The organism is Antarctobacter jejuensis (assembly GCF_052266595.1).
GTDB classification, from domain to species: domain Bacteria; phylum Pseudomonadota; class Alphaproteobacteria; order Rhodobacterales; family Rhodobacteraceae; genus Antarctobacter; species Antarctobacter jejuensis.
In genome coordinates, this window is sequence record NZ_JBQQXJ010000007.1 from 92,167 (window position 1) to 110,489 (window position 18,323).

Consider the following 18,323-nt stretch of genomic DNA (forward strand, 5'->3'; position numbering starts at 1 on the left):
CGACAACATCCGGCATGGCCTTCGGGTTGAAGGCGGACAGGACGACCGGACGCGCCTGCAATGCCCGGCGGGGCGATGCGGGGGCGCGATATTCCTGCAGGATCATATGACCGTTCATGCCGCCTGCCCCGATCGAGGTCAGGCCCGCACGGCGCGGGATCGGCTGCCCGGCCGCATCGACGGGACGTTCCCAACTCGTCAGTTCCTGCTGGACGGCAAACGGCGATTGGTCGAACGGAATCGCCGGGTTCAGCGATTGCGAATGAAGCGAGGGCGCAATCTCGCCATGACGCATCTGCATCAGGACCTTGGTGAATCCGACGATGCCCGCCGCCGCCAGCAGATGCGCGATATTCGACTTGACCGAGCCGATCGCGCATTTACCCGTACGGCCAAAGACCTCGTGCAGACCGGCAATCTCTATCGGGTCGCCCAGCTTGGTGCCTGAACCGTGGGTTTCGATATAGCTGATGGTTTCGGGCGCAACGCCCGCGTCGGTCAGCGCGTCGCGCACCGCCTTGGCCTGCATGCCCGGACGCGGCACGGTGAACCCGTTGCGTGTTCCGGCATTTGTCATGGCCGTGCCCAGGATCACCGCCTGGATATTGTCGCCGTCACGCTCTGCCTCGCGCAGGGGTTTCAGCAGCGCCGTGCCCACCCCTTCGCCAAGGATCGTGCCATCGGCCCCTTCGCCAAAGCTGCGGATCACCTCAGCGCGGTTGGTGGTGAAATGTTCCTGCGAGGAAGAGATCATGTTGAAGGGGTGCAACAGCAGGTTCACGCCACCCGCCAGCGCCATGCGGCATTGCCCCTCGCGCAGAAGCCGCACCGCCAGATCCAGCGCCGTCAACGAGGCAGAGCACATCGTATCCAGAAACAGGGACGGCCCGGTCAACCCGTAGAAATACGAGATCATGTTGGGCATGGTCCCGGTATAGCTGCCCGACGCCCGCGACCCACGTGTCAGCATGTTCTGCACGCCGTACAGGTTGTAGTGGTTGCTCATCGTGCCCACCAGCACGCCCACGTCTGCATCCATCTGCTGGTGCAGGGCTTCGCGGGAATAGCCCGCATCCTCGAACGTCTGGACAGCCGATTCCAGCAACAGCCGCACCTCGGGTGACATGACCTCGGCGTCTGCCTGCGACATGTTGAAATAGCGCGGGTCGAACTGGTCTATTCCCTCCAGAAAGCTGCCCGTGAGCATGGTGGATTTTCCCAGAACCGACCGTTCGGGATAATAGATTTCCTCATGCGGCCAACGGTCTCCCGGGATCGGACCAAAGGCATGGTCGCCGCGACGGATCATCTGCCAGAACCCATCCAGATCCTTGGCGCCGGGATAGCGTCCGCCGATCCCGATCACGGCAATCTCATGCCGGTCCCGCCCCGTCTGGACCTGTGGCGCGGCCATGGCTGATGCCGCAACGGGGGACTGCGGCGCACCTTCGACCGCAGCCGCTTCGACGACCGGATGAGAGGGGGCAGCGGGCCCCTCTGCCACGGTCGGCACGGGTGCCTGTGGCGGCACCAGGACGGCCGTGAGCGCCGACCCTTCGGAGGCCAGCAAGGCATCGGCAATCCCGTTCAGATCCACATGTTCAAAGAACAGTGTCTTGGGTAGGCTGACCGACAGCCAGACCTCTATGCGCTCGATCATGTCCACCGCAATGATGGAGTCGAACCCGTAGGTGTCAAAGGGCGTATCGGTCCGGACCTTGTCCGGTGACAGCGCAAGAACCTCGGCAAAGAAACCGCGCAACCGGTCCAGCAGGGGCGCGCGCAGGTCGCCCTCATTGACCAACTGTTGTCCTGCGGTCGTATCGTTTGTGTCTGGCTGACCATGCGCCGGAGGTACGGCGGCGTTGCGATCGCCAACACTCAGAAATGCGCCGATCCGGGCGGCATCGCCGTATCCAATCGCCAGATGTTCCGGCAGGGCGCCCCGCGCCATATCATCGAAGATCGACAGTCCGACCGTCGTGGGCAGGGGACGGACGCCCATCCGTGCGGTCATCGCCCCCGCCGCACGGTCGTCAACCTGCATGCCGCCCTCGGACCATAGCGGCCAGTTCATGCACAGGCTGCGGCCTTTGCGCCTGCCTTGTGCCACGGCGGCCCGCCGCCGTTCCAGAAAACCGTCCATAAAGCCGTTGGCGGCGGCATAGTCCGACTGACCCACCGCGCCATGAACTGCGGCAATCGAGGAGAACACCGCAAACAGTTCAAGGTCACAGTCCGATGTTGCCGCATCCAGCGCCACCAGCCCCTCGACCTTGGGCGCAAAGACCGCGGCAATGTCATCGGGCCGTTTGGTCGCGGCCAGCCCATCCCGCAAGATGCCCGCAGCATGGATCACCCCGTGCAGGGGACCATGGGTTTGCTCGATCCGCGCACGCGCCGCAGCCAGCGCCACCGGGTCCGTCACGTCACATGGCAAAGAGACACATCCCGGCAGATCAGGCGCATCAGGTTTACGCCGCCCGCTCAAAACGACCGTACTGGCGCCCCGGTCCAGCAGGTGGCGGGCCATGATCCGCCCCAAACCACCGCTGCCGCCGGTGATCCAGTAGACCCCGCGCGCGGTCCAGGGGTTTTCGCTGATGGCCGGTGCCGCCAGCGGGGCAAAACTGCGCTGCAGGCGCAGACCGTCCGGACTAATCCGGACGTCCTCGGCACCGCCAAACGCGGCTTCGCGCGCAATACGTGGTGCAAGGTCGCGCTCATCCGTTTCGATCACCCGCGGGTACAAGCGCGGGTTTTCCAAGGCCAGACTATGCAGAAGGGGCGATACCATCCGGCCCAGCCTATCGTTCAGCGGCAGGGCCGCCAGAATCCGCATCGGCGCACCCGCCGACGGGATCTTGCCCAGAACTGCCGTAAGATCGGTGGCAAGTCTGCGCGCCGCCAAGGCCGGGTCGGACGTCCTATCGGCTGTCAGCGCATGGATGGGATAGCCCGCCGCCTGCAGTGCCGCCGGGCGCTGCGAGGCATCGCCGGTGTCGACGCACAGGATCAGGTCGAAGGGAACAGATTGCGCCAAGGGATCCGGCGTCTCCGCGCCCCAGCCCGGTGCGGCCAATTGCACAGCATCCGCGCTGCCCGCCTGCGTTGCCGAGGTGCCGCCGATGGCACGGGTGACAAGGCCGCGCATGGCGACCGCAAGGGTCCCGTCCTCACGCCACAGGTCCACGTCGAACCGACGCGGACCAGTACGGCGAACCTGTGCGCGCATCTTGTCCGTGACAGGCGCGCCATAGACAACTCGATCCGCCGCGAAGGGAATGCCGGGTGTCTCTTCCCCGGGCAGCGCCGCGATGGCCTGCAAGGCCGCATCCAACAGGACCGGATGGCCCGGCTGGTCCGTCGTCCGCCCCGCGACCTCTGGCAAGGTCAGGTCTGCAACGATGCTCTCGCCCTCAGCCCAGCAGGCTGTCAGCGCACGGAACACTGCGCCATGCTGGATCCCGGCTGCTGCAAGACGTTTATAGCTATCCTCCGTCCCCTGCGCCGACCCGGCGGGATCAGGCACTGCAGCGCTTTCCGGCATCGCCGCACGCGACACATGGCCCTTGCCACAGACTTCTTGCGCGGCTGTTTCCACCCGAAATGCGATCTGGCCAGTCTCTGGATCTGGGATCAGGCTGACCGTCAATGTCACGCCATCCTCGGCGGGTTCTGCCGCGCGCAACCAAACCACATCGGTCAGCGCAACCGCCCCTTCGCCCGGCAAGGCCTGTTCGCCCGCCTGGCGGACAGCCTCCAGAATCGCAGTGCCCGGCAAGATAGGCCGCCCACCGATGATATGGTCGCGCAGCAAGGGATGGGAGATCGGCAACGTCAGGGTAAAGACGGTCCGATCCAGTGTAGAGCGGTTGCGCACTTCGAATTCCAGAACCGGCGTGGCCGACGGGAACCAGTGCCTCTCACGGGCAAAGCCATAGCCGGTCAGGTGCTGGCGCGGTACCGGGTCACCCAATTCATCCCAGTCGACGTCGGCTCCGGCTACCCATGCCTTGGCGATCTTTGGCAGCGCCGCTTTCCTGACCCACTTGCGCAGCTTTTTCAGATCCGGCGCGGTTTCGGCCGCCTCCTGCTCCGACGCGGCGGTCAGCAGGCCCTCGGCAGGGCGTCCTTCGGCGCATGCCAGCAGACAGGTGCGCAGAGTTGCCACGTCCCGACACAGGATGGCAGCACGGGTCGTCATCGGCACACGGCCCATCTGCAGGGTCCAGGCGATGGCGGACAGCGACACATCCGGCATTGCATCCAGATCGGCCAGCAGCGCCCGCGCCCGCGCCTGCAAACCGCGTTCATCCCGCGCCGACAGCGGAACGATCTGCAGGTCGTTTACCTTGGGCGATTTGCGACTGTCGCGGTAATCCTGCAGAACCGCGTGCGCATTGGTCCCGCCAAATCCGAACGAACTGACAGCCGCGATCCTAGGTCGCTTGCCCGGCACCCAGGATTTCGGTTCCGAGGCAATGCGCAGCGGCGATCCGTCAATGCGCAACAGCGGGTTGGGGCGCTCGAACTCGGCATTGGCCGGCAAAGTCCCTGCGCGCATGGCACAAAGGATCTTGGCAATGCCCGCCAGTCCCGCCGCCCCTTCAAGATGTCCAATGTTGGTCTTGACCGAACCGACAGCGACACGGCCTTCGCCCGGCGCATGTCCGCTGCGCGCGGCGAGTTCCGTCAACGCGCGCTTGAGCCCCACGATTTCGATCGGGTCCCCCACCGGCGTCCCGGTGCCATGCGCCTCGACGTAGTCCAATCTGTCGGGACGGACACCGGCCTCTGTCATCACCGCGACAATCAGATCAGCCTGCGCCCGTGGATTGGTCACGGTCAGCCCGCTGGAACGGCCTCCGTGGTTGGTGCCCACGGCGCGGATCACCGCGTGGATCGGGTCGCCATCGGCCTCGGCCCGGTCCAGTGTCTTGAGCAGAACGACCACGCCGCCTTCGCCGCGCACATAGCCGTTGGCCCCGGCGTCGAACGCGCGGGATTGCCCGGTCTTGGACAGCATGCCGTTGCGGGTGAAGGCCTGAAAATGGTCGGGGGACCAGATCAGGTTCGCAGCCCCCGCCAGCGCCGCATCGCAAGTGCCCTCGCGCAGGGCCTGAACCGCCTGATGAACGGCGACCAGCGCGCTGGAACAGGCGGTGTCATTGGACACGCTGGGGCCCGAAAAATCGAACTGGTAGGATATCCGGTTCGCCAGGATCGACGGCGCAACGCCGGTGGGCATGTAGGCGTCCGGTGGGTCGCCAGAACGGCCCATCATCTCCATGTAGTCCCAGTGGCAGGCCCCCATGAAAACGCCGGTCCGGGGTCCGGCCAGCGCATCCGGCGTCAGACCGGCGTTTTCGATGGCGTTCCACGACAGTTCCAGCAGGAAACGCTGTTGCGGGTCCATGCTGCTCGCCTCACGGGGCGAGATCCCAAAGAAGCCGGGCTCGAACCCATCTGCGTCCTCAATAAAACCGCCCCAGCAGTCCAGATCAGGCGGGAAACCGGCGGTCCGCCGGGCTTCGGGCAGGGGTGTGATGGCAGAGCGGCCCTCGGAGAGAATCTGCCACAGTTGATCCGGTGTCTCGGCCCCCGGAACCCGCAGAGCGAGGCCAACAATGGCAACAGGCTGGGCGCGGGGACTCATGCCATGCACCGTTCATCGCGGGCGACAGTCATGCGATCCCGCACATCCTGCGGCAGAGGCGCGCGCCGAACCGGACGAGACGCGAATTGCTGCTGCAACAGACGCAGGGACAGCAGGTAGACAAAAGCCTGATTTTCCCGGACGCTGATCCGCTCAGGCGGCTGGTTGGAAATCTTGCGCACCAGCGCCGAAGCAAAACGGGCGTCGATCAGGTCATCCTTTTCCAGCTCTGCATCTGACAGCAAAAGCTCCATGTAATCGGGCCGTTCGGCCATGAACGACGCGGAATCCGGCGCGCGGTAGGGGTGCTTGTGACGGGTTCGCACGGGCTCAGGCAGTTCCGGGAACGCCTCTTTCAACAGCCCCTTTTCCGTCCAGCCGCCATCGTGCTTGAGGTTCACCGACCCCGCCAGCGCGACAACAGAGGGATCAAGGAACGGGCAGCGGTTCTCCACCCCGTGGGCAAGCCCCATCCGCTCTCCTTGTGTGGACAGCAGATACCCCGCCAAAAGCGTGCGGAACTCCAGCCACTGCGCCCGCGCGACCGGGTTCAACCCGGCGTATTCCGGTGCGTCGGCCACCAACCCCTGCAAGGGAGCGAAGGCGTCTGACGTGTCCCCCGCCAGCAGGCGCAGCGCGAAGCGGCCGTTCTGAAAACGGATTTCGTGCGAAAACAGACCGGGCTGCGTTTCGGTCAGGTAATTCTTGTAAAGCCCCATCAGCGGGCCGTGGGTTTCTTCGGTGAAATGGCCAAGATAGGGGTTCAGGTCGGCAATGCGCGCCTTCCGCTCTGCCGGGGTCATGTCATGCCAGCCGTTCCGCAACATCACCTCGCGGAACAGGCTGTAACCCAGAAAAACCTCGTCTGCGCCCTCGCCGCTCAGCACGGTCTTGATGCCGGCGTTGCGCACCGCCTGCGACAGCAGGAACATCGGCACGAATGCGGTGCGAAAGACCGGCACCTCGGCGTGGTACAGCGCTTGGGGAAACGCCTCGCACAGGTCTGCTGCGGTGATGCGCAAGGCGGTGTGGTCGGTGCCCACCTGATCGGACATCATCCGCTGGTAGGGCGACTCGTCCAGCGAGGCCTCTTCGAATTCGACCGAAAAGGTCGACAGCCGCCTGTCAGAATAGCGGGAGGCCACCTCGGTCACGATGGAACTGTCCAGCCCGCCGCTCAGGTAGACACCAACCGGCACATCGCTGCGCATCCGCAGCCGCACCGCCTCGGTCACCGCGTCGCGGATGCGTCCCACGGCCTCGGCCCGGCTGCGCACGATGCCGTCGTCGGCGAAGTCCAGCGACGCGTAGGTGTTGGTTTGGATGCTGCCATCCCCGCTGACCCGCATCAGCTGCGCCATGGGCAGGGACTCGATGCCCTGCCATGCACTTTGCGCAGGCAACGGCGTCCATCCGGCAAGGATCGATGCGACCTGCGCCCGGTCCGGCACAAAGTCGAAGCCAGGCACTTCGAGAAAGGCCTTCATTTCGGACGCGAACCAGATCCGGCCGCCATGGCGCATCCAGAACAGAGGGCGCTTTCCAAAACGGTCGCGCGCCAGCACCAACTCGCGCTTTTCCCGGTCCCAGATAGCAAAGGCGAAGGCGCCGTTCAATCGTGGCAGACAGTCCGCCCCCCAGTGCCGCCAAGCCGCCAGCAGAACCTCGGTGTCGCAGGTCGTGCGGAACCGCACACCCGCCGCGATCAGCTCATCGCGCAGTTCGACATAGTTGTAGATTTCGCCGTTGTAGGTGATCCAGAAACGCTCGGCGGGGTCCGCCATCGGCTGCTGACCCGATGCAAGATCGAGAATGCTCAGCCGCACATTGCCAAGCGCCACACGATCATCGACGTAATAGCCCGCCTCATCCGGTCCGCGGTGGCCAATCCGGCCCAGCATGGCGACAATGGTTTCCGGATCGGGGGGCGTCTGCGTCACCCCGATCCCACCGGCAATTCCGCACATCGCTCAGCCGGCCTGGGCCAGCGGGCTGGCGGAATCGTTGACCGCCGCGACCATGCGGTCGAGGCTGACCATGACATCACCGAAAATCGCATCGTCGTCGAAGGTCACGCCGAATTCGTCTGTCAGGAATCCCACCAGTTGAACATAGCCAAAGCTGTCCATGATACCGGCCTGGAACAGGTTCGTGTCCCCTTCGAAATCCTCGCCGTAGGTCACGAGAAACTGCTCTTCGATATAGCTGCGGATGGCGTCGCGCCGGGAAGAGGTCTGGGTCATTGTGCGTGCTCCGGTATTAGGCGGGTGATCGCGGTTTCAAGCTGTCTGGCGGTGCCATCCAGCAGGTGCAGCGTAACGTTGGCGACCTGGCGCGCGCGCCAGTCCGAGAGGGAGGTTCCCGCGACCCACTGGTTGAAGGCCCCCATCGACCGTCCGCAATGGATCTGGAAATCAAGCTTGCGCTCGGCATTGCCCTGCAGGGCCATCCGCCCGGACAGGCCAAAGTACCAGCGAAAGACATAGGCCATCTTCTGTTTGGGCGTGCGTTCGGCATGGGCCACCGCCTCGGCGGGCCAGTAGTCGCAACAGGCCTCCCAGACCTCGCCGAAACTCTTTCGAAAGTATTTTTCCTCGACCTGCGCACGAGATCGGCTGTCGATCTCGTCAAGGCTGTCGTGGCGGGAATACAATTCGAACAGCCGGTTGGCGCGCGCCGGAAAGAATACCCCCCGGCGCAGGACCTGCACCTTGGCGCCGATCTCGAACATGTCGCCTGCGGGGGCATAGGCGGTGTCCTGCACCTCGGCTTCGGACAGCATCTGCTTGACCAGATCCGATGTCCCGGCCTCGACCGTGCATTGGTTGATCGATCCGGTCACAAGGAACTCGGCCCCCAGCATCAGGGCCGAAACCGCTGCCTCTGGCGTGGCGATCCCGCCGCCCGCGCCGATGCGGACCGGCGTGGCGTAACCGCGTTCGTCCTGCACCGCGTCGCGCAAACGGCAGATCGCCGGGACCAGCACGGCGGCGACTCCCTGATCGGTATGGCCGCCAGAGTCCGCCTCGACGCAAATGTCATCCGCCATCGGCACGCGGCGGGCCAGTTCGGCCATTTCCGGCGTCACCGCGCCCTCGGCCAGCAATTCAGAAACCAAGGCCTCTGGCGCCGGGTCAAGGAAATTGCGCGCGACTTCGGGGCGCGACAGCTTGGCCACGATCATGTTGTCGATGCGCACCCCGTCACCGTCACGCGACAGCCCGGAGAGCCGGTAACGCACCAGTTCCTTGGTGATCTTGATATAGGCAGAGGCTTCGATCCGGCGGACACCGTGGCGCAGGAACAGCGCCACGTTCTGCGCCTCGTTCGACCCGTTCAGCAGGTTGATGCCCCACGGCGCGCCCTGACCCAGCGCATTCGAAATCTGCTTGATCGCTGCCTCGACCCGGTCCGGCGGCAGCCCACCGCTGCCAAAGAACGACAGGATACCCGCCCGACCGCAGGCCAACACCAGATCAACGCTGGCAATGCCGTGGACCATGGCGCCGCAAATATGGGCATAGCGCGTGCCGTGCGCGTTGCGAAAGGCCGCAGAGCCAAGCGTTTCCGGCGCAAAGCCCAGCCGCAGGTTCAGGGCTGGCGCCGTGCGCGTTTGTGTCTTGGCGCGCAGGGGCTCTGGGGCGCGCGGAACAGCCCTGCTGACAGGCTCGGCGGGCGCAGGGGCGATGGGCTCGGCGCGTGTCGGCCGTGGAACGGGTCTGGGCAACTCGGCCACCGGAACGCCGCCGCCGGTCCAGCCCTTGCGCGTCTCGGCGATCATGTTCGCAAGCACCGGTTTGGGCGCGATCTCGACAAACCGGTCGACACCAGCCTCCAGCATGTAGGTCACGCAACCGACCCAGTCGACGGGACGCGACAGCAGGCGGACCATGCCGCTGGCCACCTCTCCGGCACCGTAGGGGCAGGCGGAAATGTTGGACAAGACGGGTATGCCGGGATCCGACAGGTCGACACCGTTGACGAAGGCGGCAAAGGCCTGTTCCGCCGGTTGCATCAGCCGCGAATGAAACGCCCCGCCAACCGGCAAGGGCAGCACGGCCTTCGCGCCCGCCGCCTCCAGCGGCGCGGCGGCGGCCTTCACCTGCGCGGCGTCGCCCGAAATCACGATCTGCGAGGGCGTGTTGATGTTGGCGATATCGACCTGATCCAGCCCGGCTTGGGCGAGCGTCTTCGCGATGGTCTCTCGTCCCAGCCCCAGCACCGCAGACATGCCACCGGCCTGCGCCTCGCCCATCCGGGCAGCCCGCTCTTGCACCACGCGCAGTCCGGTGGCGAAATCCATCGCCCCGCCGGCCACCAGGGCATTCATCTCTCCCAGAGAATGCCCGGCCAGAATATCGGGCGCGTCGCCCTCTTCCAGATGCGCCTGCCAGGCAAGGTCATTGACCACAAAGATGGCGGGCTGGGTGTAACGCGTGTCGCGCAGCCGCCCTTCGGGATCCTGCAGACAAAGGTCCGAAATCGAATAGCCGAGGATCGCGTCGGCCTGCGCGACCTGCTCTGGGAAGCGTTCGAAAAGCGCCTGCCCCATCCCCTTGAACTGCGATCCCTGTCCGGCAAAAACCACTGCGGTCTTTGGCAGGGACACCGCCACCGGACGGGCGGCCCGCGCCTCGGGCCGGGCGCAGGCTTGCTCGACCTTTTGCAACTGGCGCAATTCGGCCTCCGCACCGGCATAGGGCGACAGGATCGCATGCCCGTTCCAGCCCGGATCGCGCCCGGCGGCCTGTCGGACCAGCGTCGCCTGACTGCCAGAGGGGCCAACGTCGACAACAGCGGTGATCCGCGTCTTTTCACCCAGCGCCTGCACCGCCTCGCGGAACAGGATCGGCGCACGTCCGATGGTCGCGAAATGTTCGGGCGACAGGCTGCGCACCACGGCTCCGGTGCGGCAGGAAATCATCGGAATGGTCGGCTCGGACAGGTTGCGCCCCTTAAACACCGCCGAAACACGGGCCGCCGCAGGGTCCAGTTCCGGCGCGTGAAAGGCGTGGCCGACAGGCAGATCGACAGCCAGAATGCGCTGTTCGGACAAACGGGCGCGCGCCGCCGCGACCCTGTCCGGCGCGCCGGAAAGGACCGTGTTTTCCGGACCGTAGACACCGGCGACCGTCAGCCCTTCGGCCAGCGGCATCACCCTGTCGATAGAGGCCATCGCCGCCAGCATCGCCCCCGGCGGGCAAGTGTCGGCTATTGCCCGCGCCGATCCCAGCACGCATTCCAGCATCTCTTCGGCAGGCAGGACGCCGGCCACCACGGCAGCCGCATATTCGCCCAGCGAACTGCCCAGCACGCAGTCGGGGCGCACCCCTCCGGCAATCAGTCGTTCGGCCAGCGCCACCTCGACCATGAAGATCGCCGGATGTGTCAGGACGGTATCGTCCAGACGCACTTCCTTTGACACGCCCGGGGCATACAGCCGATCAAGAACGGACGGTTCTCCCAAGGACATCAGGTGCCGGTCCAGCCGCGTCATCGCGGCGCGAAAAACCGGATCGCCTTCGAATAGCATCCGGCCCATCTGAGGATATTGGGATCCCTGCCCGGGAAACAGGAAAGCGGTGCCGCTATCGGTCACCTTTGTCGCGCGGGAGGGAAGGGCATTCATCGTGCTTGCCGACCCCCTGCAGGCCTGCCATCGTACCTTGAACTGAATGCCCGGACAGCGGCACGACAACCGGTTTCGCGGTCACGGCCTGACTGGATGCATCTGGCTGAGTTACCTTGCGTCATCCGCCATCAACACCTTGAAATATCATGATAGCACGTCCCCCTGCCGCAACGGAAAGCCTCAGACTGAGGTAGCACCCGCTCAACCATTCGGTCAATAAGGTTCACCAAAAACAATTTATATTTGCAATCGCATTGCGCGTATTGCCTGCTATTTAACTCACCAAAAAATTGAGTCATTTCGTTTGACACCCAAGCGAATCCATCTTTAGCTGAGGGCGCACCGGGGATGCCGGATTTCGGGCCAGCCGATGGCCCGTCTTGCCGTATCGCCTACGCTCCGATGTGCCGCCTTTTTTTGTCGATGGCGCGTTCTGCCGATGAAAAGGAAATCAGATGAACGCAGCCGAAAGCAAAGCAGCCGAATTCCGCGCCAATCTGAAAGACGCGATCCGAACCCGGCTTGGCGGCGGTTCAAGACCGCAAGGCTTTCACGATGAGGGATGGCTGTGGCAGTGTTTCCCGCACCGCACCTGGGCCCTGGAATTCTGGATCCTGCGCAGCCTTGTCGCGCTGGCGCTGACGGTTGTGCTCTGGGGGCATTGGCTGGCCGTGGCCGCAGTACTGGCGCTGCATTTCCTGCCGACAATCTATCAGGTCGTCCGGATGACCGTGTCGCGCACCTATGGCTCCAACGTGATGATGCCCGTGGTGTTCATGGGCATGCTTCTTGTGGCGTGGACACAAAAGGCGCTGCAATTCGGGATGTTGCTGGGCGGGCTTGCACTCTTGCTCCTCGCCGATGGCATCTGGCTCAAGGCATTGGGGCTGGGCCTGATCTATGCCTTTCTGATGGATTTCGAAGTAGACCGCTGGTTCCGCGCCCGGCAGCACGTCAACCCGGGGATCATCAAGGGCTTCAGCCGCCGACCGCTCAGCCATGCAATCGCCGACACGGCGCTGGAGCTTGATCCACAGCCCGCTGTTCTGGATGTCGCCTGTGGCGACGGGAGTTCCTTTCTGGCGCATATTGCCGACCGGATCGTTGACGCGGGCGGCACCGTGACGGGGATCGATTCAAACCCCAACGGCGTCGCGGCAGGTCAGGCGCAATTCCCCAAGCTGGACCTGCGCGTGGGTGATGCGGTTGCCCTGCCCTTTGCCGACGAAAGTTTTGACGTGGTGACCAGCTTTGGCGGCGTCAATCAACAGGCCATGGGCAGCAAGGCGCTGGCCGAGCTGTTCCGGGTCTGCAAGACCGGCGGAACGGTTTTTCTGCTGGATGAACAACTGGCGCGCGGCAGTTCATGGATCGAACGGCAGCATTTCTACCGCACCATCACCTCGACCAGCTCCAATTCGTGGATGCTGGACGAAGCGCCGGTGAATTACCTGCCGCCCGAGGCCGGGAACCTGAAGGTCGTTCAAGCCGGAAGTTCCTACTACATCCTGCGCGCCGACAAGCTGCGGCCATTGCCGGCCGAGCACAGGCAACAGAATGTTCCCGATCGGGCGCGCGCGTCCTGACGGATCAAGGCGGGCGCTTTCGCTCCTCACAGCAACCCGGTCTGCAGCGGGCCCCGAACGGGTCAGGCCCCTGACACCCCGTGCGGGCGGCGGGCAAACTCCTTTGTCTGAACGCCCCCTGTGTTAGTCTGAAGGACGACACATTGTCAGGAGTCCTTCATGACGCGGTTATTCTTCTTCCTTTTCTTCTCCCTTTTCGCAGCCTCGGCGCAGGCTTTCTGCGGCTTTTACGTGGCCAAGGCCGACGGTGAACTGTTCAACGAAAGCTCGAAGGTGGTCTTTGTCCGGGATGGCACCCGGTCGGTCATCACCATGTCCTCGGACTATCGCGGTGAACCACGGGATTTCGCCCTTGTGGTGCCCACCCCACGGGTCTTGCTGCGGGAGGAAATCCGCACGGTCGAGGCTGAAACCGTGCAGCATCTGGACGCCTACACCGCGCCGCGTCTTGTCGAATACTTCGATCACGATCCCTGCAACCCGCCGATGCTGATGTCGCCCACGCTGTCGCTGAGTGCGGTGGTGAACGAAGGCCGGGTCCTCGATATCGAGGATCGGGCAAAGGCGCTCGGCGTGACCATCGAGGCGCAATACGCCGTCGGCACCTATGACATCCTGATCCTCGGGGCCGAGCAGTCGGATGGCCTCGCCAATTTCCTGACGTCAGAGGGGTATCAACTCCCCGAAGGGGCGGAACCCGTGCTGAAGGACTATATCGATGGCGGCATGAAGTTCTTTGTCGCCGGCGTGAACCTCGAACGTCACGCCGCGTCCGAAACCAAGGAACTGCCGCCCCTGCAGATTTCATTTACCTCCGACCATTTCATGCTGCCCATCCAACTGGGCAAGCTGAACGCCGACGGCCCGCAGGATGCACTGTTCTTCATGCTGTCGCGCAGCGGCCGGGTGGAGCCGCAGAATTACACGCCCGTGCAACTGCCCAGCAACCTGGACGTGCCGCTGTATATCGAGGCGGAATTCGGTCCCTTCTACAAGGCGCTGTTTGCGCAGGCCGCTCCGGAGGAGGGCGGCATCGTCACCGAATATGCGTGGGACATGGCATGGTGTGATCCCTGCGCCGCCGATCCGCTGACCAATGGCGAATTGGCCGAACTGGGGATCGACTGGCTGCCCGACGGCGACAACCAGCAGGGCCAGAACGTCTACGTCACCCGCCTGCATGCGCGATACACCAAAGACCAGATGCCCGAGGACGTGATGTTCGTGGAAACGCGTGACCGCCGCAATTTCCAAGGCCGCTATGTCATGAACCACCCCTTCGAGGGCGACATGACATGTGATGCCGCCGAAGGCTATGTGCTGCAGACCCGCAACCGTTTTAGGGATGAGGCGCGCACCATCGCACGCCTGACCGGGTGGGATGAGGCCGAAGTTCTGGAAAAGGTCCGCGATACGATCCCGGAAATGTTTCGCTGAGGGGTCAGCGGAACGGCGGACTGTACAGCAGTCCGCCTTCGGTCCATTGCAGGTTCAGCCCCCGCGACAGGCCGATCGGCGTAGTCTCACCGATGTTGCGGGCGAACAATTCACCATAATTGCCACCCGCCTTGATGGCGCGCACGGCCCAATCGGGGTCAAGGCCCAGCATTTCGCCCATCAGCCCCTCGGTGCCCAACAGCCGGGCAATCTCGGGGTTGTCGGTGCGTTCACGCATTTCGTCGATGTTCACCGAAGTGACGCCTAGTTCCTCGGCGGAAATGAGCGCGTTCAGCACCCAGCGCACCACATCGGCCCAATCGTCATCGCCCTGACGCACCACCGGGCCCAGCGGTTCCTTGGAGATCACGTCGCTGAGAAGCAGGTGATCGCCGGGCGCCTGAAAGGTGGCGCGGATCGCCGCCAGTTCCGACGCATCGGCGGTAAAGACCTCACAGGCCCCTTCAAGGTAGAAGGTCTGCGCCTGCGCGGTGCTTTCAACCTCGATCCGTTCAAAGGTGATGTTCTTGCGTCCGAAATATTCGGACAGGTTCATGGCCGCCTTGGTATCCGGCTGCACGCAGATCGATTTGCCGTCCAGTTCCGTGGCCGAGGTCACGCCCAGCGCCTTGGGCACCATGAAACGCTGACCGTCGTAATAGTTGATACCTGCGAAATCGACCTTTACCCCGACATCAGTGGAAAAGCTCCACGTCGTATTGCGGGACAGCAGATCGACCTCACCGCCCAGAAGCAGGGTAAAGCGCGAGCGGTTGGTCGTCTCGATGAAGTTCACCGCCGTCGGGTCGCCCAGAACTGCGGCAGCAACAGCGCGGCACAGATCGACGTCGAACCCCGACCACTGATCGCGCGAATCCTTGGAGGCAAAGCCGATCAGGCCAGAGTTCACGCCGCATTCCAGCGTTCCACGCTTCTTGACCTCGTCAAGCGTGCCGGCCGTGGCCGCCGTGACAACACAGGCAAGCAGGATCGCCGCGCAATAGATTAGCCTGTGCATGCCTTCCTCTGACTTTCGGTCACTTTTCTTGCCAACGGCCCGTTTTCCTGTGACGGGCTTCGAAAGCCGGACGATCAACAGCGCCGCCCCACCACTCGGCCCCAATTTGGGCGGATTCCTGCGCAAAGGTCAAGCAAGGATGCCCCGAAGGCGGCAATCCTTCCTCCCGAACGGTGAGACTTAAGCGCCTGTCAGTTCGAAAAAAACCGCCGCGTGCAGGAACTCGGCGCGTTTTCGTGCGGCGATTTCCGCGGCCTCTTCATCCTCACCCCACTGCTCTTCCTGCCATGTCTCGTCGATGCGCGACAGCATCCAGGCATCGTCTGAACTGCGCTGTCCCTCGACGACGGCCAGCGCCAGAACAAGCGATCCGGACATGGAAACAAGGTCATGAAAGGCGGCCAGTTGAAAGGGCGACTGGCCATGGACCTCTGTCGACAGACGGTCCAGCGCCGCCTTGTCCTGCGCCACATGCATCACCCCGGCCCTGGGCAACAGTCGTGCCCCATAACGCGTATGCGCCCAATCCAGCAGCGGATCCCAGCTCTCGCGCTGCCGCTCGACCAGCCCTTCGGGCATTTCGGCGCGATAACACAGCAGATCGCTGTCCCCATAGGCGGCCAGCATGTCCGCCACGGCCGCGTGCTGCGGCGTCACCTTGTCCAGCGCGGAATTGGCCATGCGGGTAAAGGGCATGGTCGTCGGATCGACCTTTTCCTGCTGCGCGGCCCATTCGGTGGCGATCTCCTGCGCCAGCGCCTCGGACGGCACGATCAGCGTCGATTTGGCCGGGGTCTTGATCCCGCGCCCGTCCAGCGTGACGGTGTATCCGTCATCCCGCTGCGCCACTTCGGCGTTTTTCCAGAACCGCTTGAGCGCCCATTCGCTCATGTTTCTCTCCTCACCAGATCATCGATAGCGCGGCCAAGCGCCGTGGCATCGTCCACCACGACCTGCGCATCGGTAAGCGCCTCGCGCGGATGATATCCCCATGTGACGCCGATCCGGGCGACACCGGCGGCGCGCGCCATCTCCATGTCAAAGCTTGTATCGCCGATCATCACCGCGCGCTCGGCCTCGACGCCCGCATCCTGCAGGGCGTTGAACAGCATGGCAGGATGCGGTTTCGACGGGTTGTCATCGGCCACCTGCGTGGTGACAAAGCGTTTGGTCAGCCCGTGGCTCTGCAACAGCGCCGTCAGACCGCGCCGCGATTTGCCCGTTGCCACAGCCAACAGCGTCTCGTCCTCCGCCGACAGCCGGTCCAGCAGTTCCGGAATGCCGGGATACAGCGGCGAGGCCTCTGGTCCGCCGCGCAGACGCAGATCGGCGTAGGCGTTCTTGTAGGTTTCAACAAGGCGCGTGCGCACCACCGCATCCGCATCCGGCGTCAGCAGTGTAAACGCCTGCGGCAGTGACAGCCCGACAATGCTCAGGATCGTTTCCCGCGCGGGCCGCTCCATCCCTTCGGACTCGAACGCGGCCGACATCGCGCCAAGGATATCGCCCTGACTGTCGACCAGCGTGCCATCGACGTCAAAAATCACCAGCCGCAAGCTCATAGCAGGCTCTCAAAGGGGTCTTCGTCGGCAAAGCTCTCTTCCCAGCCCAGCGTGTTCCAGCTGTGCGCCATGTGTTCGGGCAGAGGCGCGGTGATGGTCAGCATCTTGCCGGTCTGGGGATGTTCGAAACGCATCATCCGGGCGTGCAGGTGCAGCTTGCGAGAGATATCCCCGCCCAGCTGCGCGCCCCAGCCATCGCCAAGGTTTTCCTGCCCGGACCCGCCGTATTTGCCATCCCCGATGATCGGGTGCCCGATCTCGGCCATGTGCGCCCGCAGCTGATGCGTGCGGCCGGTGATCGGCTCCAGCGCGACCCAGGACGCGCGCCCGGCCACGCGGTAGAGCGTGGCATATAGCGTATGCGCGCGTTTCGCGCCTTCGGTCTGGGCAACGTCGCGGGGATGCACGCAAAGCATCTTTTCGCCCTCGCCGTGATGCCCATGGCCCGGCGCCTTGACCAGACCATAACGGATTTCGCCAAGGTACGGCGTCGGCACGCCCGCCACCAGAGCCCAGTAGATCTTGCGCGTCATCTTGTGGCGGATCGCGGCGGTCAGCCCTTGTGCGGCGGCGCGGGTGCGCGCCAGCAGCAGAACACCGGATGTGTCCTTGTCCAGACGGTGCACAAGGCGCGGTTTTTCCTCCAGATCGAACTTCAGCGCCTCGGCCAACCCGTCGACATGGCGCGTCTGCTTGCTGCCGCCCTGCGTGGCAAGGCCCGGCGGCTTGTTCAGCGCGATGATATGGTCATCCTTGTAGATCACGCAGGCGCGGATCATCTCGGCATCCTGCGCCGACACACGCGGCTTGGCCACAACCTCGGCCTTACCCGCCTCGCCCGGCTCGGGCAGCGGGGGCACACGCACCTGCTGGCCCACCTCCAGCCGGGTCGAGGCCTTTGCCCGGGCGCCATCCACCCGTACCTCGCCCTTGCGGCACATCTTTTCGATGCGCCCCTGCGGCACATGCGGGAAATGCCGTTTGAACCAGCGGTCCAGCCGCTGATCGCCGTCACCCGGCCCGACGGTTACGGTTTGAACCCGGCTCATGATGTCATTCCCCTAGCAAACGTGAGACCGGCAAAGAGCGCGGCAATCGACAATAGGACCGAGGCCCCGACATACAGCACCGCCGGCGCAATTTCGCCCCGTTCGTACAGTGTTACCGCATCCAGCGAGAAGGCCGAAAAGGTGGTGAACCCGCCCAGCAGGCCGGTCATCAACAGCGGCGCATAGCGGTTGCCGTTCAGATGCAGCAACGCCACGACCAGAACGCCCATCAGGAATGAGCCAAGGACATTGACGATCAGGGTCCCCCAGGGAAACCCCTTGCCCAGAAGGCGTGCGGCGGCAATGCCCGTCATGTAGCGGGCCGAAGCGCCGATGGCGCCGCCAAGGGCGACCTGTATAATGGGTGTCATGCGCGCGGA

Annotated in this window: 11 protein-coding genes (1 of these 11 running past the window's edge); 2 read left to right on the forward strand and 9 right to left on the reverse strand. The window is 64.2% G+C overall.

Annotation, left to right across the window (positions count from 1 at the left end; translation table 11 throughout):
- The 4 genes in view from ACTXGA_RS11760 to fabD are tightly spaced (at most 3 nt apart) and all read right to left on the reverse strand, a layout consistent with a single transcriptional unit that may run on beyond the window.
- Positions 1–5,659, reverse strand: partial view of an SDR family NAD(P)-dependent oxidoreductase gene (locus tag ACTXGA_RS11760; protein WP_443393839.1) — the 5' portion only. Its footprint begins 3,560 nt before the window's first position; the window shows 5,659 of its 9,219 coding nt (coding positions 1–5,659); the start codon lies at positions 5,657–5,659; its stop codon lies off the left edge, out of view.
- Positions 5,656–7,626, reverse strand: coding sequence for an asparagine synthase (glutamine-hydrolyzing) (gene asnB, locus ACTXGA_RS11765; RefSeq protein ID WP_443393841.1), 1,971 nt, complete (start codon positions 7,624–7,626; stop codon positions 5,656–5,658). The genes ACTXGA_RS11760 and asnB overlap by 4 nt, the downstream gene beginning before the upstream one ends.
- Before the next feature lie 3 nt (positions 7,627–7,629).
- Positions 7,630–7,902: an acyl carrier protein gene (locus ACTXGA_RS11770; protein WP_443393843.1), complete on the reverse strand. Its 273-nt coding sequence runs from the start codon at positions 7,900–7,902 to the stop codon at positions 7,630–7,632.
- On the reverse strand, positions 7,899–11,288 hold the full coding sequence (gene fabD / locus ACTXGA_RS11775) for an ACP S-malonyltransferase (protein ID WP_443393845.1): 3,390 nt from the start codon (positions 11,286–11,288) through the stop codon (positions 7,899–7,901). The genes ACTXGA_RS11770 and fabD overlap by 4 nt, the downstream gene beginning before the upstream one ends.
- Positions 11,289–11,746: 458 nt before the next feature.
- On the opposite strand from fabD, the gene ACTXGA_RS11780 reads away from it, so the two are divergent.
- Both ACTXGA_RS11780 and ACTXGA_RS11785 read left to right on the forward strand, forming a co-directional pair.
- Positions 11,747–12,877, forward strand: a complete 1,131-nt coding sequence (locus ACTXGA_RS11780; protein WP_443393847.1) for a class I SAM-dependent methyltransferase — start codon at positions 11,747–11,749, stop codon at positions 12,875–12,877.
- Between the two features lie 159 nt (positions 12,878–13,036).
- On the forward strand, positions 13,037–14,314 hold the full coding sequence (locus ACTXGA_RS11785; protein ID WP_443393849.1) for a DUF2330 domain-containing protein: 1,278 nt from the start codon (positions 13,037–13,039) through the stop codon (positions 14,312–14,314).
- 4 nt (positions 14,315–14,318) lie between these two features.
- Here the strand turns inward: ACTXGA_RS11785 and ACTXGA_RS11790 are convergent, their stop codons facing one another.
- From ACTXGA_RS11790 to crcB, 5 genes are all read right to left on the reverse strand, one after another.
- Positions 14,319–15,332, reverse strand: coding sequence for an amino acid ABC transporter substrate-binding protein (locus tag ACTXGA_RS11790; protein ID WP_443393851.1), 1,014 nt, complete (start codon positions 15,330–15,332; stop codon positions 14,319–14,321).
- Between the two features lie 180 nt (positions 15,333–15,512).
- Entirely contained in the window at positions 15,513–16,223 is a 711-nt protein-coding gene (locus ACTXGA_RS11795) for an ATP12 family chaperone protein (protein WP_443393853.1), read from the reverse strand.
- On the reverse strand, positions 16,220–16,894 hold the full coding sequence (locus ACTXGA_RS11800) for an HAD-IA family hydrolase (protein ID WP_443393855.1): 675 nt from the start codon (positions 16,892–16,894) through the stop codon (positions 16,220–16,222). The genes ACTXGA_RS11795 and ACTXGA_RS11800 overlap by 4 nt, the downstream gene beginning before the upstream one ends.
- The gene (locus tag ACTXGA_RS11805) at positions 16,891–17,943 is read right to left on the reverse strand and encodes an RluA family pseudouridine synthase (RefSeq protein WP_443393857.1); all 1,053 of its coding nucleotides are present in this window, start codon (positions 17,941–17,943) and stop codon (positions 16,891–16,893) included. Before ACTXGA_RS11805 ends, ACTXGA_RS11800 begins: the two co-directional genes overlap by 4 nt.
- Positions 17,940–18,314, reverse strand: coding sequence for a fluoride efflux transporter CrcB (gene crcB / locus ACTXGA_RS11810; protein WP_443393859.1), 375 nt, complete (start codon positions 18,312–18,314; stop codon positions 17,940–17,942). Before crcB ends, ACTXGA_RS11805 begins: the two co-directional genes overlap by 4 nt.
- Between the last annotated feature and the right edge of the window lie 9 nt (positions 18,315–18,323).